This is a genomic window from Streptomyces sp. NPDC102279, from assembly GCF_044766365.1.
Taxonomy (GTDB): domain Bacteria; phylum Actinomycetota; class Actinomycetes; order Streptomycetales; family Streptomycetaceae; genus Streptomyces.
Map to the genome: position 1 here is coordinate 230,163 of NZ_JBIWLU010000006.1, position 20,988 is coordinate 251,150.

Annotated in this window: 20 protein-coding genes; 7 read left to right on the forward strand and 13 right to left on the reverse strand. The window is 74.1% G+C overall.

Annotated features, from left to right (window positions below; genetic code table 11):
• Window positions 1-172 precede the first annotated feature (172 nt).
• The gene (locus ACIRQH_RS16590) at window positions 173-640 is read left to right on the forward strand and encodes a MarR family winged helix-turn-helix transcriptional regulator (RefSeq protein ID WP_358818692.1); all 468 of its coding nucleotides are present in this window, start codon (window positions 173-175) and stop codon (window positions 638-640) included.
• A 42-nt stretch (window positions 641-682) separates the two neighbouring features.
• On the opposite strand, the gene ACIRQH_RS16595 is transcribed toward ACIRQH_RS16590, so the two are convergent.
• The 3 genes from ACIRQH_RS16595 to ACIRQH_RS16605 all read right to left on the reverse strand — a co-directional run bounded on the left by ACIRQH_RS16595 (window position 683) and on the right by ACIRQH_RS16605 (window position 3,453).
• On the reverse strand, window positions 683-1,396 hold the full coding sequence (locus ACIRQH_RS16595; RefSeq protein WP_358818624.1) for a GNAT family N-acetyltransferase: 714 nt from the start codon (window positions 1,394-1,396) through the stop codon (window positions 683-685).
• Window positions 1,393-2,313, reverse strand: coding sequence for an NADP-dependent oxidoreductase (locus tag ACIRQH_RS16600; protein ID WP_388870241.1), 921 nt, complete (start codon window positions 2,311-2,313; stop codon window positions 1,393-1,395). Before ACIRQH_RS16600 ends, ACIRQH_RS16595 begins: the two co-directional genes overlap by 4 nt.
• Before the next feature lie 240 nt (window positions 2,314-2,553).
• Window positions 2,554-3,453: a universal stress protein gene (locus tag ACIRQH_RS16605; protein ID WP_388870244.1), complete on the reverse strand. Its 900-nt coding sequence runs from the start codon at window positions 3,451-3,453 to the stop codon at window positions 2,554-2,556.
• 451 nt (window positions 3,454-3,904) lie between these two features.
• Between ACIRQH_RS16605 and ACIRQH_RS16610 the strand changes: the two genes are divergently transcribed.
• The 4 genes from ACIRQH_RS16610 to ACIRQH_RS16625 all read left to right on the forward strand — a co-directional run bounded on the left by ACIRQH_RS16610 (window position 3,905) and on the right by ACIRQH_RS16625 (window position 7,759).
• Window positions 3,905-4,489 carry a hypothetical protein gene (locus ACIRQH_RS16610; protein WP_358818621.1) on the forward strand — a complete coding sequence of 195 codons (585 nt, stop codon included), beginning with the start codon at window positions 3,905-3,907 and terminating at the stop codon, window positions 4,487-4,489.
• A gap of 134 nt (window positions 4,490-4,623) precedes the next feature.
• Window positions 4,624-5,589, forward strand: a complete 966-nt coding sequence (locus tag ACIRQH_RS16615; RefSeq protein WP_358818620.1) for an acetylxylan esterase — start codon at window positions 4,624-4,626, stop codon at window positions 5,587-5,589.
• A gap of 136 nt (window positions 5,590-5,725) precedes the next feature.
• Complete coding sequence (locus ACIRQH_RS16620) at window positions 5,726-6,925, forward strand: serine hydrolase domain-containing protein (RefSeq protein ID WP_358818619.1); 1,200 nt, start codon at window positions 5,726-5,728, stop codon at window positions 6,923-6,925.
• A gap of 111 nt (window positions 6,926-7,036) precedes the next feature.
• The gene (locus ACIRQH_RS16625; protein WP_358818618.1) at window positions 7,037-7,759 is read left to right on the forward strand and encodes a GntR family transcriptional regulator; all 723 of its coding nucleotides are present in this window, start codon (window positions 7,037-7,039) and stop codon (window positions 7,757-7,759) included.
• A gap of 146 nt (window positions 7,760-7,905) precedes the next feature.
• Here ACIRQH_RS16625 and ACIRQH_RS16630 read toward each other — a convergent pair whose 3' ends face one another.
• The 8 genes from ACIRQH_RS16630 to ACIRQH_RS16665 all read right to left on the reverse strand — a co-directional run bounded on the left by ACIRQH_RS16630 (window position 7,906) and on the right by ACIRQH_RS16665 (window position 15,043).
• On the reverse strand, window positions 7,906-8,733 hold the full coding sequence (locus ACIRQH_RS16630; protein WP_404226372.1) for a class I SAM-dependent methyltransferase: 828 nt from the start codon (window positions 8,731-8,733) through the stop codon (window positions 7,906-7,908).
• Complete coding sequence (locus ACIRQH_RS16635) at window positions 8,697-10,250, reverse strand: MFS transporter (RefSeq protein ID WP_404226374.1); 1,554 nt, start codon at window positions 10,248-10,250, stop codon at window positions 8,697-8,699. Before ACIRQH_RS16635 ends, ACIRQH_RS16630 begins: the two co-directional genes overlap by 37 nt.
• Window positions 10,251-10,252: 2 nt before the next feature.
• Window positions 10,253-10,432: a hypothetical protein gene (locus tag ACIRQH_RS16640; protein WP_404226376.1), complete on the reverse strand. Its 180-nt coding sequence runs from the start codon at window positions 10,430-10,432 to the stop codon at window positions 10,253-10,255.
• Between the two features lie 87 nt (window positions 10,433-10,519).
• Window positions 10,520-11,776, reverse strand: a complete 1,257-nt coding sequence (locus ACIRQH_RS16645; RefSeq protein WP_404226581.1) for an RNA polymerase sigma factor — start codon at window positions 11,774-11,776, stop codon at window positions 10,520-10,522.
• On the reverse strand, window positions 11,767-12,108 hold the full coding sequence (locus ACIRQH_RS16650; RefSeq protein WP_388933472.1) for a YciI family protein: 342 nt from the start codon (window positions 12,106-12,108) through the stop codon (window positions 11,767-11,769). Before ACIRQH_RS16650 ends, ACIRQH_RS16645 begins: the two co-directional genes overlap by 10 nt.
• Window positions 12,105-12,851 carry an SgcJ/EcaC family oxidoreductase gene (locus tag ACIRQH_RS16655; protein WP_358818612.1) on the reverse strand — a complete coding sequence of 249 codons (747 nt, stop codon included), beginning with the start codon at window positions 12,849-12,851 and terminating at the stop codon, window positions 12,105-12,107. The genes ACIRQH_RS16650 and ACIRQH_RS16655 overlap by 4 nt, the downstream gene beginning before the upstream one ends.
• Before the next feature lie 116 nt (window positions 12,852-12,967).
• Complete coding sequence (locus ACIRQH_RS16660) at window positions 12,968-14,221, reverse strand: cytochrome P450 (protein WP_404226378.1); 1,254 nt, start codon at window positions 14,219-14,221, stop codon at window positions 12,968-12,970.
• 156 nt (window positions 14,222-14,377) lie between these two features.
• Window positions 14,378-15,043: an SDR family NAD(P)-dependent oxidoreductase gene (locus ACIRQH_RS16665; RefSeq protein ID WP_358818610.1), complete on the reverse strand. Its 666-nt coding sequence runs from the start codon at window positions 15,041-15,043 to the stop codon at window positions 14,378-14,380.
• A gap of 645 nt (window positions 15,044-15,688) precedes the next feature.
• Here ACIRQH_RS16665 and rho point away from each other — a divergent pair.
• Both rho and ACIRQH_RS16675 read left to right on the forward strand, forming a co-directional pair.
• Window positions 15,689-16,828, forward strand: coding sequence for a transcription termination factor Rho (gene rho / locus ACIRQH_RS16670; RefSeq protein ID WP_404226380.1), 1,140 nt, complete (start codon window positions 15,689-15,691; stop codon window positions 16,826-16,828).
• An 88-nt stretch (window positions 16,829-16,916) separates the two neighbouring features.
• The gene (locus ACIRQH_RS16675; protein ID WP_358818608.1) at window positions 16,917-18,131 is read left to right on the forward strand and encodes a D-alanyl-D-alanine carboxypeptidase; all 1,215 of its coding nucleotides are present in this window, start codon (window positions 16,917-16,919) and stop codon (window positions 18,129-18,131) included.
• A 1-nt stretch (window position 18,132) separates the two neighbouring features.
• Here the strand turns inward: ACIRQH_RS16675 and ACIRQH_RS16680 are convergent, their stop codons facing one another.
• Window positions 18,133-19,488: a glycosyltransferase 87 family protein gene (locus ACIRQH_RS16680; RefSeq protein ID WP_404226382.1), complete on the reverse strand. Its 1,356-nt coding sequence runs from the start codon at window positions 19,486-19,488 to the stop codon at window positions 18,133-18,135.
• A 59-nt stretch (window positions 19,489-19,547) separates the two neighbouring features.
• Entirely contained in the window at window positions 19,548-20,954 is a 1,407-nt protein-coding gene (gene mptB / locus ACIRQH_RS16685) for a polyprenol phosphomannose-dependent alpha 1,6 mannosyltransferase MptB (RefSeq protein ID WP_404226384.1), read from the reverse strand.
• Between the last annotated feature and the right edge of the window lie 34 nt (window positions 20,955-20,988).

Consider the following 20,988-nt stretch of genomic DNA (forward strand, 5'->3'; position numbering starts at 1 on the left):
CGCGAACTCCTTTGGTTGGCATATACAACTCTCTATCCAGTTGTACTATACAACCAGAACTGGGAAGGGAGGTCCCGTGATGGCATCCGAAGCCTCCGGTGAGACCGTTGTCACCACCGGGACGCCGTCCACGACGGACGGCGGGGCACGCGACGGCTCGGCGTCGGGCGGCATGACGGCCGACGCGGCGGTCGAGACCATCCAGCGCGAGATGACCGTGTTCGCCCGGCGGGCCCGCGCCTCGGCGGGCCGTATGCACCCCGAGCTGTCCCTGGTCTCGTACACCCTGCTCGGGCATCTGGAGGAGGTCGGCGGCTGCCGGGCGACCGACCTCGCCGCGCACTACGCGCTCGACAAATCGACGGTGAGCCGGCAGGTGGCGGCGCTGGAGCGGGCCGGCCTCATCGAGCGGCGCACGGACCCCGAGGACCACCGTGTCCAGGTGCTGCATCTGACCGGCACGGGTACCGAGATCCTCGCCCAGGTGACCCGCAGCCGCCGCGTCGCGTTCCGGGAGCGGTTGACGGGCTGGCCCGAGGAGGACCTCGCCCGTTTCGCCTCGTATCTGCTGCGCTACAACGCGACGGGCACGGACCTCGCCGCGCCGGGCGGGCCCGCCGCAGGTCCGTCCGGCCGCTGAGCCGACGGCCCGCGCGGCCTGCCGGGGTTCAGCGGTGGAGGGTCACCCCACGCGCACGGGCCGCCCGTCGTCCAGGTGCTCCGGCACACGAGCGGCAAGGAAACGGGTCGGGCGCCGCAGCCGGAACCCCAGGGACTCGTAGAGCCGGATGGCGTTGGTGTTGCCCGCCCCGGTGTGCAGGAAGGGCGTCTCGCCGCGCTCGCGGATGCCGTGCGCGACCGCCAGGATCAGCCGGCCGGCCAGGCCCTTGCCCCGGTGGGCGGAATCGGTGCAGACCGCGCTGATCTCGGTCCAGCCCGGCGGATGCAGCCGCTCCCCCGCCATGGCCACCAGGGCGCCCTCGTGGCGGATCCCGAGGTACGTGCCGAGTTCGACGGTGCGGGGCAGGAACGGGCCGGGCCGGGTGCGTTCCACCAGGTCGAGCATCTCCGGGACGTCCGCCGGGCCGAGCGGCACCGCCTCGGGATCCGGCGCCGCGGCGAGCCCGGCGTCGACGAGCTGGACACCCTCGATGCTGAACGTCACCTCCCAGCCCTCCGGCGTCGCTCCGACGTAACCGGCGAGCGGTGCCTCGCCTCCGGGCCCCACCAGAGCCGCCAGATCCGCCCAGTCGTCGGCGTCCGGCTCGTCCGGGAGGGCCAGCCAGGGCGACACGTCCACCGGGTAGCGCAGGACACGCCCGCGCCGTTCGGCGAAGTGGGCGTGCGGGCCGGTGAGCGAACCGAGGGCCGGGTTGTCGAGGGGGTGCGTGCTCACGCGGGCACCTCGATCACGATCTTGCCGCGGGCGTGCCCGTCCTCGACGGCGCGCAGTGCCTCACCGGCGCGGTCGAGCGGGAACGTCCGGGTGACGAAGGGCCGCAGCGTGCCGTCGGCGGCGAGCCGGCCCACCTCGTCGAGCACGGCCGCCGTGCGCGCCCGCTCGACTCCGGTGCCGCCCAGCTTGGCGACCGTCTCGCGGTCGGCGCCGGTGATCAGCTTCCCGACGTCGTCCAGCACGGTCGCCGCGTCCTCCAGCGCGTCTCCCCCGACCAGGTCGAACACGCCGTCCACGCCGTCCGGCTCCGCCGTGCGCAGCCGCTCCGCGAGGCCGGGCCCCGACGGGACGTGCACGGCGCCGAGCGACTCGACGAAGCCCTTCTTGCTCTCGCTCGCGACCCCGACGACGCGCAGCCCCGCGTCCCGCGCGATCTGCACGGCGGCCACACCCACTCCGCCGCCCGCTCCGGTGATCAGCAGGGTGGCACCCGCGGGAAGACCGAGCTGGCGGATGCCGTCGTACGCGGTCGCCGCCGCGACCGGCAGGGCCGCGGCGTCCGTGAACGAGAGGCCGGCGGGCTTGCGGGCGGTGACGGCGACGGGCAGCAGGGCGTACTCGGCGTATCCGCCGTCCACCGGGTTGCCGAAGACCTCGTCCCCGACGGCGAACGCGGTCACGCCGGCGCCCGTCTCCACGACGACTCCCGCGACCTCGTTGCCGAAGACGGCGGGCAGCGGGCGCGGCTCGCCCCCCGGGCGGCGGTGACCGGTGCGCTGCTTCCAGTCCACGGGGTTCACGCCGGCGGCACGCACCGCGACGAGGACCTCGCCGGACCCGGCGCTCGGCCGGTCCCGCTCCACCAGGGCCTCGGCCTCCGGGCCCCCGTAGCGTGTGAAGACGTACGCCTTGGGCATCTGCTCCCTCACTCTCCCTCGCTGTCGTCACCGTTCGCCGCGGTCCGCTCACCCGTTGTGGGTGTACGGGCCACCGGAGTCGGCTTCAGCAGCAAGGATGATCGCGGCGCGGCTATTCCCGGCCGCCGGGAGAGTTCATACGGCCGCAATGATCAGCGTGCCGCCCGGGCTCGGCACGGGGGTGCGGCGGCGTGCGCGGCCGCGTCCCGTGCGGGCATCGGCGGAGCGCAGGCCAGGGCGTCAGCCGTGGGGAACGACGACGACCGGGCAGGTGACCTGGTGGATCAGGGTCTGCACGGCGCGGCCCAGGCGTTCGCCCGCGCGGCGGCCGACCACCAGCAGCCCTGCACCGGTGCAGGCGCCGAGGAGGTGGTGGCCGGGGCGTCCGTGGACGACCTGCTCCGCGACCGGCGTGTCCGGGAACCGGCGGCGCCACGGCCGCAGCGCCCCGGTCAGGGCGTGTCGGCGGGCTGTCTCCTCCTCGGGCGCGTCCCCGGGCGGAACGGCGCCCGCGCCACCGTCCGGCGCGGGCAGCGTCCAGGCGTGCACCACATGGAGCGGAGCGCCGCGGACGGCCGCGGTGTCGAAGGCATGGCCGATCAACTGGTCGGCGGGGCGCGCCAGGTCGAGGCCGAGGACCACGGGACGGTAGGCCGCCGCGCTCGGCGAGGCGCCCGCGGGGACGGGAACCCGTTCGTCCTCGGGGAGTTCGCCCGCGGGGACGAGGACCACCGGGCGTTCGGCGCCCGCGGCGACGGCCAGGGCGACGGAGCCGGCCGGGAATCCGGCGACGCCTGTGTGGTCGGTGTGGCCGCGGGAGCCGAGCACGAGCGTCTGCGACGCGGCGGCCGCCTCGATGAGCGCGGGCACGACCGGCCTCTCGGCGCCCCGCGCGACGATGTCCAACGCCGGGTGGGCGTAGGAGAGCTGGATGGCCGCGCGGTCGAGCGGGGACCTCGTCCGGCCGGCCGGCACGTCGACGTCCGGGACGCGCACGGGCACGTGCGGCCGTGGACTCGCGTGCAGCAGGCGCAGCGGGAGCCGGCGGCGTCCGGCTTCACGGGCCGCCCAGTCGGCCGCGTCCAGACTGGCTCGCGATCCGTCGATCCCCACGGTGATGGTGCGGGTGCCGGGGTTCATTCTGCTGCCTCTCGTCGTTCGAAGGTGGTCGGTCGGTGGCCGGTCTTCGGTGGCCCCTCTCCGGTGATCGGTCGCCGGGCCGCATGCCGTCGGCCGCTGTCGCCGGTGCTCCGCCCGGGGGGACCCGGGCGTCTGCCGGCCCGCACGGCACCGGAGTTGCCCGCATGACCTGGTCCGTCGACGGGCAGGTGTATCCGGCCGACGGCGGGGCAGCCGGGTTGCACCGGGTGTCACGGCGGAGGCTGCCGGAGTCACGTCATCGGGGCTCCTGTTCGCCGGCGCAGTGGTACGCGGGTTCCACGGCGGGCGCGGATCAGTCGTACGGCGTCGGAATCGGCGCGGTGATGGACTTCCGGCACCGCGCGCGGTACGCCGGGAGAGGCCTTCCGGTGCGCTGCGGGGTCTGTTTCGGCCGGGCGTCCACGGCGGCGCACGGCAGTGAGGAGGGGACATGCGAACCCGGGTGCTCGGCTGGCGCTGGCGGCGCAACTCCTTGCGACGCCGATCCGACGTCGTCGAGGCGTGGTGTGTGCTGGTGGTCGGCGTTCTGCTGCTGGTCGGCGCGCCACTGGCCGGGGCGGCCGCGGGATGGTGGACGTACGACGTGGCCCGCGCGGAGGCGGCGGCGGAGCGCGCCACGCTGCACCAGGTCCGCGCCGTCCTCGTCGACGACACACCGGCGGCGGTACCCGCTACGCCGGGCGGCATCCAGCGCTCCTTCCCCGCCCTGATCCGCTGGACCGGGACGGACGGACAGGCGCGGACGGACCTCGTGCGGGTGCCATCGGGCGTGCGGGGCGGTGCGCACATCGACGTCTGGACCGACGCCCGGGACCGGATCGTCCGGGCGCCGTCGAGCATGTCGGTGATCTGGCAACGCGCTCTGGCCGTGGGCCTGTTCACCGCCATGGGCGCGGTCCTCGCCGTCCTCGTCACACGGCTCGGCGTGCGCCGGTCCGTCGAACGGCGCCGGCTCGACCAGTGGGCGCGCGACTGGGCGCTGACCGAACCCGGCTGGACCCGGCGCACCGCCTGACCGGTGGCTCCCGGAGGACCGCACGGGGTGGGTCCGGCCGGGGTGGCGACTGGGAGGGAGGAGCCGTGGCGGGTCCAACGAGGCCGCACGTACGGTGTGATCACCCGCACCCGTACGCCGAAAGGTGATCCTCGATGGCCCTGTTCGATCTCCCCCTCGACGAACTCCGCACCTACCGCAGCGCGTCCACGGAGCCCGGGGACTTCGACGCCTTCTGGGCCAAGACGCTCCAGGAGGCGAGGGAGCACGAACGCGCCGAGCGTTTCGAGCCGGTGGAGTCGCCGCTCAAGACCGTGCGGACCTTCGACGTCACGTTCGCCGGGTTCGGCGGCCATCCGGTCAAGGGCTGGCTGACCGTGCCGTCCTGGGCGAGCGCGCCGCTGCCGACGGTCGTCGAGTTCGTCGGGTACGGCGGCGGCCGCGGACTCGCCCACACCCATCTGCTGTGGGCCTCGGCCGGCTACGCGCACTTCGTGATGGACACGCGGGGTCAGGCCAGCGCCTGGGGCGGCGGCGGGACACCCGACCCGGTGGGCAGCGCGCCCGCCTTCCCCGGTTTCATGACGCGTGGCGTCGAGGACCCCGAGACCTACTACTACCGCCGCCTGTTCACGGACGCGGTGCGGGCCGTGGAGGCCGCTCGTTCGCATCCGCTGGTCGACGGGGCGCGTGTCGCGGCGCTGGGCGGGAGCCAGGGCGGCGGCATCGCGATCGCGGTCGGGGGGCTGGTGCCGGACCTCGCCGCGGTCCTGCCCGACGTGCCGTTCCTGTGCGACTTCCCGCGTGCGACGGTCGTCACGGACCGCTCGCCGTACCGGGAGATCGGCAACTACCTGAAGACCCATCGCGGGCGCACCGGGCAGGTGTTGCGCACCCTGTCGTACTTCGACGGGGTGCACTTCGCCGCGCGCGGCCGGGCGCCCGCCCTGTTCTCGGTGGCCCTGGAGGACCAGACCTGCCCGCCGTCGACGGTCTTCGCCGCGTACAACGCCTGGGCGGCCGGCGAGAAGCGGATCGAGGTGTACGACTTCAACGACCACGAGGGCGGCGGCCCCTACCAGCAGGCAGCCCAGCTCGACTGGCTTCCCGCACACATCTGAGCCGGGCGCCGGAACGGACGTGACGCCCCGGGCGGCGTCCGTGCGTCCCGCGTCTTCCCTCCAGTCCGACCAGTCGGTACGTTCAACGGGCCCGGACCCCTTCCCGGTTCGCCCGGGGACGACTCTCGGAGAACTCATGCCTCAGCCGGCCCCCCTGATCGACGGCCACTGCGATCCTCGCTTCACGGCGGTGCGGACCGCGTTCGAGGACAACTTCCGCGACCGCGACGAGCTGGGGGCCGCCGTGTCCGTCACGCTCGGCGGGGAGACCGTGGTGGACCTGTGGGGCGGCTGGTCCGACGCGGCTCGCACCCGCGCGTGGGAGCGGGAGACCCTGGTCAACGTCTGGTCGACCTCGAAGGGGCCGACCGCGCTGTGCGCGCACATCCTCGCCGACCGCGGACTCCTGGACCTCGACGCCCCGGTGGCCGCGTACTGGCCGGAGTTCGCGGCGGCGGGCAAGCAGGACGTCCTCGTACGGCATCTGCTCTCGCACCGGGCGGGGCTGTCGGGGCTGCGTGAGCCGCACTCGTTCACGCAGCTCTGCGACTGGGAGCTGACCGTCGGGCGGCTCGCGGCGCAGGAGCCGTGGTGGGAGCCGGGGACCCGGTCCGGCTATCACGCGCTGACGTTCGGTTTCCTGGTCGGCGAGGTGGTGCGACGGGTGTCGGGGCTGCTGCCCGGCGCGTTCCTGGAGCGGGAGGTGACGGGGCCGCTCGGGATCGACTTCACGATCGGGCTGCCCGAGAAGGAGGCCGGGCGAGCGGCCGAACTGGTGCATCCGCCGGCCGCGTCCGGCAGCGAACAGGCCGCGCTCCTCTCCCGGTTGGCGCCCGCGGCTCTCGCGGCCGTCGCCAACCCGGCGTTCGGCGCCGCCGAGGCGAACACCGCGCAATGGCGGGCGGCGGAGATACCGGCCGCCAACGGCCACGGAACGGCCAGAGCGGTCGCCGCGCTGTACGGAATCCTCGCGTCGAAGGGCACCTACGGCTCCCTGCGGGTACTGAGCCCGGCGGCGGCCGAGCGGGTCCGCGAGGGGCAGGGCAGCTGCGTCGACCTGGTGCTGGGCGCCGGGTTCGCGCACGAGACGGAGGTGGGGCTCGGTCTGTGGCTGAGCGGGGCCAACGGCTCGTACGGTCCGAACCCGAGGGCTTTCGGACACGACGGGTTCGGCGGTTCCTGCGGGCTCGCCGACCCGGAGGCGGGGGTCTCCCTGGGGTACGTGATGAACCGCATGGGCCCGCACATCGCAGACGACCCAAGGAAGACGGCCCTCGTCGACGCGCTGTACGACGCGCTCGGACGGACTCCCGGGCGGTCCGGCGAGGCGGGCTGAAACCGGCCGAAGTCTCCGGCCGCTCTTTCCAGGTGGTTTAGACCAATGCTAGATGTGGTGCCGCAATGAGCCCGCACGGCTACGTCGAGTCACCACACAGGAGGCGCGGACATGGCCCGCACCACCCACACGTCCGAGCACGAACCGCTCTACGCACGCATCGCCACGCAGCTGCTCGGCGAGCTGCGCGACGGGTCCGTTCCGCCCGGTGAACGCCTGCCGGGAGAAAGGGAGTTGGCCACGCGGTTCGGCGTCAGCCGGGAGACCGTACGCCAGGCACTGCAGTTGCTGCGGCGCAGCGGCCAGGTCTCCACCGACCGGCGCGGCAGCCACGCCACCCTGTCCGGCGCCCCCGCCGAACCCGTGCCGTCCCTCGACTTCCCCGTCGGGGCGCACACCGGTCAGCCCTGCGCGCGCCGCCGGACCACGGTGACCTGGGAGACTCCCCCGCCCGAGCACGCGAAGGCCCTCGGACTCGCCCCGCGGCGTGCCACGTTGGTCCACCGCTACGAGTCGGCCGCCGCGGACGGCAGCGGGCTGCGGACGGCCGTCACGTCCTTCTCGGCGATCGCCGTGTCCGAGGTCGAGGAGCTGGCCCGCTACCGCGACCGCGCGGACGGCCACTCCTCGGCCCAGCTGTCGCGCGCCTACGACTGGATGCGCAAGGCGGGCCTGACGCTGCACCACCGGGACGCCATCACCCGCCTCCCCCAGTCCGTACGCGTCACCCGGCGCGTGCACGACCAGTACGACCGCCCGCTGGAGATCACCGACCTCACCGTGGACGCCCAACAGGACGCCCTGGTATACGAGTTCACGCTGCCGGCCGCCTGACGAGGCACTGGGGGCGCCGGTGGGGCGCACCCCCGCCACCCGTGCGGGGCGTCGACCGACGTCTCATCATGCCGAGCGGCGGGTTCCTGGGCCGACGTCCCGGGGACCCGTCGTGCCGCCGGAACGGGTGGTACGACGGGTGGATGTCACCCGCGGCCGGTGGCCGTCTCCGGGGCCGGCGCGCCGGGCCGGGTGGCCACCACCATCCGGGCCCGCGGGCTGCCGTCCTCGCGGCGGCCGAACTCGGGCAGCGCGTGCAGCTCCGTCCGGAAGCCGGCCCGCGCCAGCTTCCGCCGCACGTCCGCGAGCCGGAACTCCCGGTAGTACATGACGAACGGGGGACGCAGGACGGCGTTGCGCACCCGCATCACCGAGTCGAAGCCCAGCAGCGCCCAGTACCAGGGCGAGCCGATCCGCGGGGGCGCGGCGATCGGGAACGCGAAGCGTCCACCGGGGCGCAGCACGGAGTGGACCCCGGCGAACAGGCCCGGGAGTTCGTCCGCGAGGAAGTGCCCGAACGCGCCGAAGCTCACGGCCAGGTCGAACGCGGACCCGAAGGGCAGAGCGCGGGCGTCACCGCGCACCCAGGAGACCGCGGGCGAACCGCCGCCCCGAGCGGGGACGGCCGACGGTGACACCCCACAGGCCGGTGCCACCGCGGACCCAGCCGTGCCGGCGGAGAGCCGCTGTCGTCCGACTGTGAGCATCCCGGCGCTGATGTCGACGCCGGTCACGCGCTCACGGCACAGCTCGCGCAGGACCTCCATGCCCGCCCCGGTTCCGCAGCACAGGTCGAGTCCCGCGGCGAACGGCCCCAACGGCTCCAGTGCCCGCCCCACCGCGTCGAGGATCGTGTCCGGCGTCCGGAACGGTGTGTGGTCGAACTTGGGTGCCAGCAGGTCGTAGCCGTGCTCGACGGACGACAGGGCCTGCACGGTCAGTTCGCGGAGGGTGGGACCTTGCGGGGAGAACATTTCGCCGAGCTTAGAGGCACCGGCCCCCGGGCGGGTTGCCCGTCCCGCACCCCGCGCCCCTCTTCCTGCCGTCGTTCCGCGCGGATTCCGCGGCGGGGCCGCCGGGAGGGGCCGCGGGTCCCGCGCAGCAGGGTCAGGGCGCAGCCGAGGCCGAGTGCCGCGAGCAGGACGCACGCCGTGAACGCGGCCCGGTATCCGGCCGTCGGACCGGCGAGGCCCGGCCCGTCCGCGCCGGACAGGGCGACCGAGGAGACGACGGCGACCCCGAAGGCTCCGCCGATCTGGAAGGCGGCCGTGTTGATGCCGGACGCCACGCCCGACGCACGTTCCGCCACGCCGGTGAGTGCGGCGATGGATCCGGCGACCGCGCAGGACCCGAGGCCGAGTCCGAAGAGCAGCAGCCCGGGGAACAGGTCCCGCACGAACCCGCCGTCCACGGGGACCCCGGCCAGCAGCAGGCTGCCCGCTCCGACCAGGGCGAGGCCGGCGGCCGCGACCGGGCGGGCGCCCAGCCGGGTGACCAGGGCCTGACCGGCGTACGAGCCGACGACGGCCGTCACGGGCATCACGACGTTGCACAGTCCGAACCGCAGCGGCGAGTAGCCGAGGACGCCCTGCCCGTACTGGGAGAGGGTGTAGGACATCCCGAAGGCGCAGCTGCCGAGCAGGAACACCACGAGGTTGCCGCCGCTCACCGCCCGCGAGCGCAGCAGGCGCGGCGGAACGAGTGGATGCGCCGAGCGGGCCTCGATGCGCGTGAAGAGCGTCAACAGCGCGGCGGAGAGGGCGAGGAGGCCGGTCGTCCGCACGGACAGCCATCCGGCGCCGGGTGCCTCGACCACGGCGTACACGCAGGCGACGACGGCGGCGGTGACGGTGAGCGCGCCGGCCGGGTCGTAGGAGCGGGAGCGCGTGTCGGACCGGCTCTCGCGCAGCAGGAGCGGGGTCAGGGCGATGAGGACCAGCGCGGCGGGGACGTTCAGGAAGAAGATCCACCGCCAGCCGAGGAGGTCGGTGAGCGGTCCGCCGATCAGCAGCGCGGCGGTGGCGCCGAACCCGCCGCAGCCGGACCAGACGGCCAGTGCCTTGTTGCGTTCGGGGCCCTCCGCGAACGTGTCGAGCAGCAGGGCGAGCGCGGTCGGCGCCATCACGGCGGCCGAGACGCCCTGCACGGCGCGCGCGGCGACCAGCAGGCCCGCGCTCCAGGCGAACCCGCACAGCAGCGAGGACGTCCCGAACAGGAGCGTGCCGGTCATGAAGACCCGGCGGCGGCCCAGCAGGTCCGCGATGCGGCCACCGAGCAGCAGCAGTCCGCCGAAGCTGAGCAGATAGGCGCTCATGACCCACTGGGCGCCGCCGGGGCCGAAGTCGAGGCCGGTGGCGATGGACGGCAGGGCGAGCACGACGATCTGGGAGTCCAGGATCACCATGAATCCGGCCAGGCAGAGCAGCGCGAGAGCGCGCCGACGGCGCGGGTCGGGGGTGCCGACGGTGGCCGTGGAGGTGGTGGCGGACATGGTCAGCTCCCGAGGCGCAGTCCGGCGAGCCAGACGTCCGGGGCGCCGGGATCCGTGCGCCGCATCTCCCGGGCCGGGGCCGACGGGACGGAGGCGCCGGACCGGGGGCGGGCCCGGCGTGCGAACAGGGCGCGGAGGCTGTTGTGGCCGTCGGGCCGGGGCGTGGTCGGTGAGATGGTCATCGGGTCCTCCTGGGCGTCCGGTGGGCGGTGCCGACACCTCCCGACCGACGGCGCGGAAGATGTCTTCACCCCACCGACGAAGACGCCCTAGGCAGATCGACACTCCGCGAGCCGTCTCTCCAGGAACCTCCGCTCGGCCGCGTTCTCCACGAGGGCGAGCGCCCGCTCGTACGCCGTGGCGGCCTCCTTCGTCCGGCCGTCGCGGCGCAACAGGTCCGCGCGGGTGGCGGGGAGCAGGTGGTACGCGACCAGCTCGCCCTCCTCCTCCAACTCGGCGACCAGCGCGAGCCCGGCGTCGGCGCCCTCGGCCATGCCCACGGCGACCGCGCGGTTGAGGCGGACGACGGCGGAGGGGACGAGGCGCCGGAGCTCGCCGTAGAGGGCCGCGATGTCGGCCCAGTCGGTGTCGCCGGCCGTCGCGGCGGTGGTGTGACAGGCGGCGATGGCGGCCTGGATCTGGTAGGGCCCGGGGCGTCCCCGGCGCAGCACGGCCTCCAGGAGCGCCGCGCCCTCGTCGATCTCGGTCCGGTCCCAGGCGCCGCGGTCCTGGTCCTCCAGGGTGACGAGGTCGCCCGCCGCGTCGACGCGCGTGCCACGCCGGGCGTCGTGCAGCAGCAACAACGCGAGCAGGCCGAGGACTTCGGGCTCGTCGGGCATCAGGCGGGCCAGGACGCGGGCGAGCCGGATCGCCTCGGCGGACAGGCCGGTACGCACCAGGTCGGCGCCGGTGGTGGCGGCGTACCCCTCGTTGAACAGCAGGTACAGCACGCCGAGGACGCCGGTGGTGCGCTCGGGCAGCAGATGCGCGGGCGGTACGCGGTACGGGATGCCCGCGTTGCGGATCTTGCGTTTGGCGCGCACCAGCCGCTGGGCCATGGTCGCCTCCGGGACGAGGAAGGCCCGCGCGATCTCGGGCGTGCTCAGCCCGGCCAGGGTGCGCAGGGTGAGCGCCACCCGGGCCTCGATGGGCAGCGCGGGATGGCAGCAGGTGAAGATCAGCCGGAGCCGGTCGTCCTGGACTCCGCTCCCGTCCTCGGACTCCGGGTCTCGGGCTCCGTCGTCGCGTGCCAGCACCGCCACCTCCCGCAGTTTGCGCGCGCCGACCGCCTCCCGGCGCAGCACGTCCAGGGCACGGTGGCGCGCGGTCGTGGTCAGCCAGGCGCCGGGGCGGCGCGGCACTCCGTCGCGCCGCCACCGGTCGAGGGCCTGGGCGAAGGCGTCCTGTGCGCACTCCTCCGCGAGGTCCCAGTCGCCGGTCACCCGGATGAGGGTGGCGACGACCTGGCCCCATTCCTCGTGGAAGGCGGCGGCGACCGCCTTCTCGACGTCGTCGTTCACTCCCAGACCGGCCGCACCTCCACCGATCCGCCGCCGAGCGCCGCCGGATGGCGGGAGGCGAGGGAGATGGCCTCGTCGAGGTCCGCGACCTCGATGATGTCGATGCCCGCGACGTACTCCTTGGACTCGACGAACGGGCCGTCGCTGAGCAGGACTTCGTCGCCCTGGACGCGGACCGTGGTGGCGTCGGTGGACGGCCGCAGCCGGGCGCCGCCGTTCACGATGTCGCGCGCGCGGACCTCGTCGATGTACGAGGTGAAGCGGGGGTCGTCGGTGATCTCCTCGGGGCTGAGTTCCTCACCGCCGACGGGCGTGCAGATGAACAGGGCGTACTTCATGACCGGACCTCCTCGGCTCCGGGGGCGCCGGTGCCGGCCGGGACCGACCTGTGCTCGTGGACGATCTGCCAGCGGTCGCCCGCTTCCCGGTAGCCGGTGGTGACGCGTTCCGTGGTGTCCAGTGTCCCGCCGTCCGCGAGCGTGGCGCGTGTCCGCACCAGGGCGTGGCTGAAGGCGATGCTCTCGTCGATGCGGAGGCGGTAGTCGGACACCTCGCGCTCGACGGGCCCGGTGATCGTCGGGAACCGGAGTTCCTCGGCCTTGCGGAGGGCCTCGATTCCGCTCTGCTCCTGGCCGCTCGTGGGGTGGAAGACCTCGACGTCCGGGGCGTAGCAGGCCATCGCGCGCTCGACGTCGCGCTCGCGGGCCGCCTCGGTCAGCTCCGTGTCGAGGCGGCGGATCGCGGTCTCGGCGTCCTCGTCGTCCCAGAACGCGCGGACCTCCATGGCTCCGACGGACGCGACCGGGTGCTTCGCGGCGGCCGCGAGGGCCTCCTCCATGGTGGCGCAGTCGAGGACGTCGAAGCCGGCGACGTACTCCTTGGTCTCGGCGAACGGGCCGTCGGTGCGCAGTACTTCACCGTCGCGCACCCGGACGGTGACCGCGTCGGCCGGCGGCCGCAGCCGGTGGCCGTGCAGCCGTACCTCGTGCTCGACGCTCAGTTCCTCCACCCAGGGTTCGACGGGCGCCGTGCCCGACCAGTCCGCGGTGTCGTCGCCGCAGACGAGCAGCATGTACTTCATGGTTCCTCCTGGTGCTCAGGTGCTTCCTACACCCCACCGACGAACGGGGTCACGGCGAATCGACAGGGGTCGCGGATTTTTTCGCACCCGAACCACCGGAGCGGAGAAGCCGCAGGTCAGATGCGGGCGGCACCCGGGCGGACCGGAAGGGCCCGGACGCTGTTCCCCACGAAGCTGGCGTGCCGGGTGAGGTCCGTCCCGGGCACGGCGAGGTCGAGGTCCGGGAAGCGGGTGAAGAGCCGTCGCAGGGCGATGGTGGCCTCCGTCCGGGCGAGCGGGGCCCCGAGGCAGTAGTGCGCGCCGTGGCCGAGGGAGAGGTGGCGGGCGGCGCCGGTCCGGCTGCCTCGGGTGACGTCGAAGAGATCGGCGTCCGGCCCGTGCGCGGCCGGGTCGCGTCCGGCGGCCGAGTATCCGGCGAGGACCGGTGTGCCCCGCGGGATGACGGTCCCGTCGAGGGTCAGGTCCCGCACGGGGTAGCGGAACGGGAAGTAGCTCACCGGCGCGTCCCAGCGCAGCGTCTCCTCGACGACGTCCGCCCAGTCCGCCTCGCCGCGCAGCACCGACTCCAGTTGGTCCCGGTGCCCGCAGAGCGCCCGTACGGCGTTGGTGATGAGGTTCAGGGTGGTCTCGTGCCCGGCGATGATCATGAGGACCAGGGTGCCGATGAGTTCCTGCTGGCTGAGCCGGTCGCCGTCCTCGTCCCGGGCGGCGATCAGCGCGCTGGTGAGGTCGTCGCCGGGGTTCTCGGCGCGTGCGGCCACCACCGCGGCGAGCACGGCGACGAGTTCGCGGTTCGCGGCGACGACCTGCTCGGGGCCGATGTCGGTGGCGACGACCTGGCTGGACAGCTGGTGGAGCCGATCGAGGTACTCGGCCTCGACCCCGAGGAGTTCACCGATGACGCCCATCGGCAGCGGCAGCGCGAAGTGCCGGCGCAGGTCGGCCACTCCCCCGCCGTCCCGCGCCGCCGCGTCCAGGTCGTCGAGCAGGCGGTCCGTCAGATCGCTGATGCGGGGGCGCAGTTGTTCCACCCGGCGGGCGGTGAAGGCCTTGCTGACCAGGGACCGCAGCCGCCGGTGGTCGTCGCCGTCCGCGGTCGTCATCCCCCGCACGGTGGCGAAGGTGAGCAGCGGCCAGCCGGCGCCGACGTGTCCCTCGCGCAGCGCGGTGAAGTGCTCGGCCCCCTTCGCGACGTCGGGGTGGGCGAGGAACTCCCGCAGCGCGTCGTGTCCGAGCACCGCCGCGCCCTCCACCCCGCCGGGCAGGACCACCGTCGCGACGGCGCCCCGTGCGAGCAGCCGCGCGTTGTCGGCGTGCGGGCAGCCGCCGGCGGGGTCGAGGCGGTGCGGCGTGAGGGGCGGGTTGTCCACCGGATTCTCCTTGCTGCGGGGCCGAGTTGACGGTCGCACGACACCGTCGGAGTCCTGCGACGATCGATTGTGTCCGCTCGGAGCAGCGCGCGCAGCACCTCCGGGAGGGCTTTCGGGCCCGCGGGGAGCCCGCGTCCGGGATTCGGCCGGAAAGCGTCAGCTGTCCAGGTCGTCGGCGAAGTGCCGGAAGCCGTGGCGGTCCCGGTGCATGGCCCAGAGGGTCTCCGCGAGCACCCGCGGGTCCTTGCGGGGGTGTCCGGGGCTGATGGCGCCGGGAATGATCAGCTGTCCGACGTGGATGCCGTCGGGGGCGAGGGTGTCGTGCAGCAGATGGCCGTACGCGCTCTCCGCGGCGAACGCGATCGATGTGCCCGCCCGCTCGGCGTGCGGGATCACCGCGCTGCCGCCGTTGACGAACAGGAGGGTGCCGCGGCCGAGGGAGCGCATGCCGGGCAGCACCTGCCGTACGGCGGCCACCGGCCCGTAGAGGGAGAACTCGATCGGTCCGACGAGGTCGTCGGGGCGGGTCTCCAGGACCGGCCGCATGAAGTCCGGGTGCGGAATCGGGCTGTACTGCAGCACCTCGATGGGGCCGAGGGCCTCGGGAACGGCGTCCAGAGCCGCCGCGAGGGCTTTCGGATCGCGTACGTCGGCGGCGAAACCGCGTGCTGTGAGGCCCGCGCCCGCGAGTTCGGCGGCCAGCGCGTCCACCCTCTCCTGGTTGCGCGAGACGAGGGCGATCCCGAAGCCCTCGCGGCCGAACCGCCGGGCGACGGCCGCGCCAAGACCCGGACCGGCTCCGATGACGGCGATCGTGGTCATGTCCTCACCTCGGGTGATCTGTGCGGATCGAAGGGGCCGGCGGACTGCTCGAAGGCGGCCAGTTCAGCGTAGATGCGCCGCCGCCGAACCGACACCGCACGCCGGGAGCGGGGATCCCCGGTCTCCGCCCCGCCCACACCCCGCGCACACGTCCGAGCCGAGCGTCGGCCCGGTGGTGATGCCGACAGCACGGCCTCAACCAGGCCAGCTGCCGGGCGAGTTCGCCGATCCAGTCCGCTGCCCGCGCCCTCTTCCTCCGAGCGCTTCGAGAGACACGGAAAGGCCCCGAGGGCGCGCGGGAATAGGCCGGACCATTGGCGCGTTGACAGGGAAGAACGTGAGCCGCCGAGAGGCGGATCACTGTCGGGCCCGCCACACCAGTGGTACGGTAACCCCAGCACTTGTGTACGCCTCTTCGTTCAGGCGCCGGTGCCGGTTCATTTCTCTCTCCCGCTGACACGCCGTCGATTCCGACCGGCGGACCAGCTTCCCGCACCACCTCCCGCGCACGACCAGGGACGCGTTCCCGTCGTACCCGAGGTGATGCCCTCGCCGCCCCGAGGCGCGCCCCGCGCCCTCCTCTCCGCGGCCTCTCCCCCCTTCCTTCCGCATGTCCCATGCGTCCCGTCCCCGAGAGGACATCCCATGACCACCACACTCGAACGCCCCCCTGTACAGGAGCGGCCCCGGACCCAGACCGCCACCGGTGTCCTCGACATCGACGGCAACGGGAAGGGGCACCTGCGCTCCGCCGACTGCCTGCCCTCGTCCGCCGACCTCCAGGTCTCCCCCGCGCTCATCCGCCTGCACGGCCTGCGCAAGGGCGACGCCGTCGAAGGCGTACGCGGCGGGCCCCGCACCCTCACCGAGATCCAGCGCGTGAACGGACGCCCGCCCGAAGAGCTGCGCCACCGCCCGCACTTCCGTGACCTCACCCCGCTCCACCCTCGTGACCGGCTGCGCCTCGAACACCCGGCGAGCGGAGCCGCCGGACGCGTCGTCGACCTGTTCGCACCGGTCGGCAAGGGCCAGCGCGGCCTGATCGTCGCCCCGCCCAGGACGGGCAAGACGGTCCTGCTCCAGCAGATCGCCGCCGCCGTCGCCGGCAACCACCCCGAATGCCACCTGATGGTGGTGCTGCTCGACGAGCGGCCCGAGGAGGTCACCGACATGCGGCGTTCCGTACGCGGCGAGGTCTTCGCCTCCACCTTCGACCAGACGCCCCGGCAGCACATCGCGCTCGCCGAACTCGTCGTCGAGCGGGCCAAGCGGCTCGTCGAGGCGGGCCAGGACGTCGTGATCCTGCTCGACTCCCTCACCCGGCTGTGCCGCGCCCACAACAACGCGGCCTCCGCCGGTGGCCGTACCCTCAGCGGCGGTGTCGACGCCGCCGCGCTCCAGGGCCCCAAGCAACTGTTCGGCGCCGCACGCCTCGCCGAGGAGGGCGGCTCCCTCACCATCCTCGCCACCGCCCTGGTGGAGACCGGCTCCCGCGCCGACGAGTACTTCTTCGAAGAGCTGAAGGGCACCGGCAACATGGAGCTCCGGCTCGACCGGACCCTGGCCTCCCGCCGCGTCTTCCCCGCCGTCGACATCAACCCGTCCGGCACCCGCCGCGAGGAACTGCTCCTTCCCGCCGCCGAGTTGCAGACCGTGCGAGGACTGCGCCGCGCCCTGCAGACCCGGGACGGCCAGACCTCCCTGGAGACCCTCCTGGAGCGTCTGCGGGCCACGCCCGACAACGCGGCCTTCCTGCGGCAGGTGCAGCCCACCCTGCGCCCCTGACCTCTCCCGTTGCGGCATCCGGGTGCTCGGCGCCGCCGCTCGGCCCGGGCATCCCGGCGTGTCGCGACTCCGTTCCTACGTTTGCGGTATGACCATCGGATTCTCATTCCGGACTGCCGCCTCTCGTTCCGCCGTCACCCGCGTCGCCGCCCGCTGCTCCGCCCTCTGCGTGGCCGGCGCGCTGGCCGTCACACCGGGCCAGGCCGCCGCCCTGTCCGGCAAGGACCCGGGGACACCGCGGCCCACGGTCTCCCCGGCCTCGTCGCTGTACCAGGAGGGGACCCAGGCACGGCTCCGGGCCGGGGCACCCGGCGTTCCCGAGGACATCTCCGCGCTGTCGTGGCTGGTCGCCGACGCCCGTACGGGGGATGTGCTCGCCGCCCACGACGCCCACCGGCCGCTGCCGCCCGCCAGCACGCTCAAGACGCTCTTCGCGCTCACCGTCCTCCCGGCCCTGCCCGGAGGCATCCGGCACACCGTCACCGAGCGCGAGCTGGAGGGCATCGGCGCGGGCAGCAGCATGGTCGGCGTCGCCGAGGGACACACCTACCGCGTCGCGGACCTGTGGCGCGGGGTCTTCCTCAACTCCGGCAGCGACGCCGTGCACGTCCTCGCCTCGATGAACGGCGGCTGGACGAGTACGGCCACCCAGATGCAGGCCAAGGCCCGCGCCCTCGGCGCCCGCGACACCCATGTCGTGTCGCCCGACGGCTACGACACGCCGGGCCAGGTCTCGTCCGCGTACGACCTGGCGGTCTTCGGCCGCACCGGGCTGCGCAACGCCGACTTCGCCCGGTACTGCGCCACGGTCGACTCCATGTTCCCCGGCAACGGCTCCCCGTACGGGATCCAGAACACCAACCGGCTACTGACCGGCGCCGACGGGGTGGAGCGGTACCCGGGAATGATCGGCATCAAGAACGGCTACACCACCAACGCGGGCAACACCCTCGTCGCCGCCGCGCGGCACGGAGGGCGCACCCTCGTGGTCACCCTGATGAATCCTCAGGCGGGTGGCGGGTTCACCGTGTACGAGGAGGCGCGCTCGCTCCTCGACTGGGGCTTCGCGGCGGCCGGCCACGTCGATCCCGTGGGCACGCTGCTGGACACCCGGTCCGTTCCGGCGGCCGGCCCCGCCGCGCGCCCCGTGGCCACCGCGCGTCCCGTGGCCACCGCCGCCCTGCCGGACGACGAGGGGATCGGTTGGCCGGGGGTCGCGGGCATCGCCGGCGCCGCCGTCCTGGGCGCAGCGAGCGTCGCCCTCGCCCTACGGCTCAAGGCCACCCGGGGGCCGCGCGGCTGACCTAGGGGCTGCCGTTCGGATCGGCCCGGCTCGGGGATGCCCGGTCCGGCCGCTCGCGGCGTCGTCCTGTCACCCGAGGACGACCCCGACGTGGGTGACGGCCCGTCAAGTCGCTTGCCCGCACGGCCGGAAAGGCGGGGAAAGCCGTCCCGGCACCGGACAGCGCGGCCCGGTCCGGACCGGGCCGAAGGACCTCCCCCACCGGCAGCCACAGCAGCAGCCCGAGTGTGATCCACGTATAGGTGTTGCCGCCGAGGAACCCGTCGAGCCCGGACGCGTCGTCGAACCACAGCCAGACCACACTGCTGCACAGCACCCCGTACAGCGCCGCCGCGATCCGGAGCCTGCGGTGGCGCAGCAGCACGGCGAAGGACGGCAGCAACCAGACGAGGTGGTGCACCCAGGTGATCGGGCTGACCAGGCAGGCGGCGAGACCGGTGAGGGCGAACGCGGCGGCCCAGTCGTCGGCTGCGAGGGCGCGCGAGGTCCGCCATGCCCAGACGCACAGGACCAGCAGGACGGCCGTCGCCCAGAGGGCCCGGCTCGGTTCCCCCGGCGCGGCGATCCGGGCCAGCACGCCCTGCACCGACTGGTTGGAGACATAGGCGAGCCGGCCGACCCGGGCCGTGTCCCACAGGGCGTCGGTCCAGTAGAAGCGCGAGGCGTCGGGCGCGGCCCAGGCGGCCAGCCCGGTGGCCGCAGCGGCGACGGCCGTGGCGACACCGGCGGCGCGCCAGCGGCGGCCCAGCAGCAGCAGTGCGATGAACAGCGCCGGGGTGAGCTTGACCGCCGCGGCGAGGCCGATGCCGACACCCGCCCAGCGCCCGCGCCCGCGGGACAGCAGCCGGGCGTCGCCGAGCACGAGGGCCAGCAGGACCAGGTTGACCTGCCCGAAGCTGAACGTGTCGCGGAGGGGCTCGAACAGGGGCAACAGACAGGCCGTCAGGGCGAGACCGAACCAGCCGTGGCGGCGCAGCGCGGGCCCCGCCAGGAATCCCAGCACGACGGCCAGGGCCGCCAGGTTGAGCAGCAGCCCGAGGACGATCGCGGTGCGCAGTCCGACCAGCGCCATGGGCAGCATGCCGAGGGCCGCGAAGGGCGGATAGGTGAAGCCGTACGTCGTGCCCGGCACCCGGTAGTCGTAGATCCGGCCGCCGTGGTGGACCCAGGCGTCGACCGTGCCGTAGTAGACGCGCAGGTCGAACCAGTCGCGCAGCAGCGGCACGGTGGCCGTGAACACGCCGACGGCCGCCGCCAGGACGAGGACGAGGGCGAGCCGTCTGCGGTCGGTGCTCAGCAGCGCCGTCACGCCGTCGGGACCCCGCACGTCACCGCTGTGCCCGCGCGCCCCGTACATTCCTCTCACCCTGCTCCGGACCGTTCCGCCGGGCGGGGTCCTCGTCGTGCGGTCCGTCGTCATGCCGTTCGCTCCCGCACCGGTGACTGCGGCCGGGCCGCCTGGTGTGCCTGCCAGAGGACGACGAGGGCGAGCACGCCCCCGGAGACGGCGAGGATCACCTGTTCCACGTCGGCGGGGGCGCCGCTCGGCAGCACCGTGAGGGCGAGGACCGCGCTGGCGGCGGCGACCCGGGTCCGCACCGAACCGGTGGGGGCCGCCGCGGCGATGAGGAACAGACCCCACAGCGCGTACCAGGGCCGGACGGCCGGTCCGAAGACGGCGACGGCGGCCAGGCTCAGGCCGAGCGCGTAGACGGGGCCGGGCCGCAGCCGCAGCCATATGAACAGCAGCAGTACCGCGGTCACGAGGAGGCCGGCGGCGTGCCAGGCGGGCAGGGCGAACGGCGCGAGCCCGCTGCCCAGTTGCTGGAGCGCGGCACCGGTGACGCGCCCCAGGAGGCTGGTGGGTGACCAGTTGTGCGGTGAGACGGGAGTCTTCAGAGCGGCGATCCAGCCGTACCCGGTCCCGGCGACCGCGGTCGCCACCACGGTCGTGGCGACCGCGGCCGTCGTCGTGGTCACCGTGTGCCGCAGCGCGGCCCGTGGTCCTCGCCCGCGCGAGCGCAGCGCGACGACCGCGACCAGGCCGAGCGCCGCGGGCGCCTTGACCAGGGCGGCGAGCGTGATCAGGACGACGCCGAGGACGGGCCACCGGCCGCGCGCGGCCGCCAGGCCGACGCCGAGGAGGCCGAGCATGATGGCGTCGTTGTGCGCGCCGGCCACCAGGTGCAGCAGGACGAGCGGGTTGAGGGCGCCGAGCCACAGCGCGGCGGCCGGATCGGCGCCGCTGTGCCGGGCGAGGCGGGGCAGTGCCGCCGCCATCAGGGCGACGCCGAGCAGCGCGACCAGGCGCATGCCGAGCAGTCCCGCCGGCAGCTGACCGCGGGTCAGGGCCGACAGGACGGAGGCGACCACGAGGAAGACCGGTCCGTAGGGCGTAGCCGTCTGCTGCCAGACGGGCGCGACCTCGTCGGCGAGCGGGCCGCCGAGCTGCGCGGGCCCGTACGCGTACACGTCGATGTGGGCGTCGACCATCGCGCCCTGCGCGAGGTAGCTGTAGACGTCCCGGCTGAACAGGGGTGGCGCGAGCAGCAGCGGCGCGGCCCAGACGGCGAGGACGAGCAACAGGGAACGCGGGGTGGGCGGTTCGGGCCCGCGGACGACGGTGCCGAGCAGCACCCAGGCCGCTATCAGCAGGACGACGCCGAAGTACACGCCGACGAGGCCCAGTACGGCCTGCCCCGAGCCGGGGGCGAGGAAGTCGTGGGCGGGGAGCGCCCCGGCGGTCTCGCCGCCCAGCGCGAGGAAGGCGGTACCCGCCAGGCCGAGGGCCTGACAGCGGCGGAGATCGACGGGGAAAGCCATGGCCAACACTCGGTCAGGGTGTCAACGCCGAGTG

What these genes read in the sequence shown, in the direction of transcription:
- ACIRQH_RS16590 (WP_358818692.1), top strand. Translation starts at nt 173, where the DNA reads ATGACGGCCGACGCGGCGGTCGAGACCATCCAGCGCGAGATGACCGTG.
- ACIRQH_RS16600 (WP_388870241.1), bottom strand. Translation starts at nt 2,313, where the DNA reads ATGCCCAAGGCGTACGTCTTCACACGCTACGGGGGCCCGGAGGCCGAG.
- ACIRQH_RS16605 (WP_388870244.1), bottom strand. Translation starts at nt 3,453, where the DNA reads ATGAACCCCGGCACCCGCACCATCACCGTGGGGATCGACGGATCGCGA.
- ACIRQH_RS16610 (WP_358818621.1), top strand. Translation starts at nt 3,905, where the DNA reads ATGCGAACCCGGGTGCTCGGCTGGCGCTGGCGGCGCAACTCCTTGCGA.
- ACIRQH_RS16615 (WP_358818620.1), top strand. Translation starts at nt 4,624, where the DNA reads ATGGCCCTGTTCGATCTCCCCCTCGACGAACTCCGCACCTACCGCAGC.
- ACIRQH_RS16620 (WP_358818619.1), top strand. Translation starts at nt 5,726, where the DNA reads ATGCCTCAGCCGGCCCCCCTGATCGACGGCCACTGCGATCCTCGCTTC.
- ACIRQH_RS16625 (WP_358818618.1), top strand. Translation starts at nt 7,037, where the DNA reads ATGGCCCGCACCACCCACACGTCCGAGCACGAACCGCTCTACGCACGC.
- ACIRQH_RS16630 (WP_404226372.1), bottom strand. Translation starts at nt 8,733, where the DNA reads ATGTTCTCCCCGCAAGGTCCCACCCTCCGCGAACTGACCGTGCAGGCC.
- ACIRQH_RS16635 (WP_404226374.1), bottom strand. Translation starts at nt 10,250, where the DNA reads ATGTCCGCCACCACCTCCACGGCCACCGTCGGCACCCCCGACCCGCGC.
- ACIRQH_RS16640 (WP_404226376.1), bottom strand. Translation starts at nt 10,432, where the DNA reads ATGACCATCTCACCGACCACGCCCCGGCCCGACGGCCACAACAGCCTC.
- ACIRQH_RS16650 (WP_388933472.1), bottom strand. Translation starts at nt 12,108, where the DNA reads ATGAAGTACGCCCTGTTCATCTGCACGCCCGTCGGCGGTGAGGAACTC.
- ACIRQH_RS16655 (WP_358818612.1), bottom strand. Translation starts at nt 12,851, where the DNA reads ATGAAGTACATGCTGCTCGTCTGCGGCGACGACACCGCGGACTGGTCG.
- ACIRQH_RS16665 (WP_358818610.1), bottom strand. Translation starts at nt 15,043, where the DNA reads ATGACCACGATCGCCGTCATCGGAGCCGGTCCGGGTCTTGGCGCGGCC.
- rho (WP_404226380.1), top strand. Translation starts at nt 15,689, where the DNA reads ATGACCACCACACTCGAACGCCCCCCTGTACAGGAGCGGCCCCGGACC.
- ACIRQH_RS16675 (WP_358818608.1), top strand. Translation starts at nt 16,917, where the DNA reads ATGACCATCGGATTCTCATTCCGGACTGCCGCCTCTCGTTCCGCCGTC.
- ACIRQH_RS16680 (WP_404226382.1), bottom strand. Translation starts at nt 19,488, where the DNA reads ATGTACGGGGCGCGCGGGCACAGCGGTGACGTGCGGGGTCCCGACGGC.
- mptB (WP_404226384.1), bottom strand. Translation starts at nt 20,954, where the DNA reads ATGGCTTTCCCCGTCGATCTCCGCCGCTGTCAGGCCCTCGGCCTGGCG.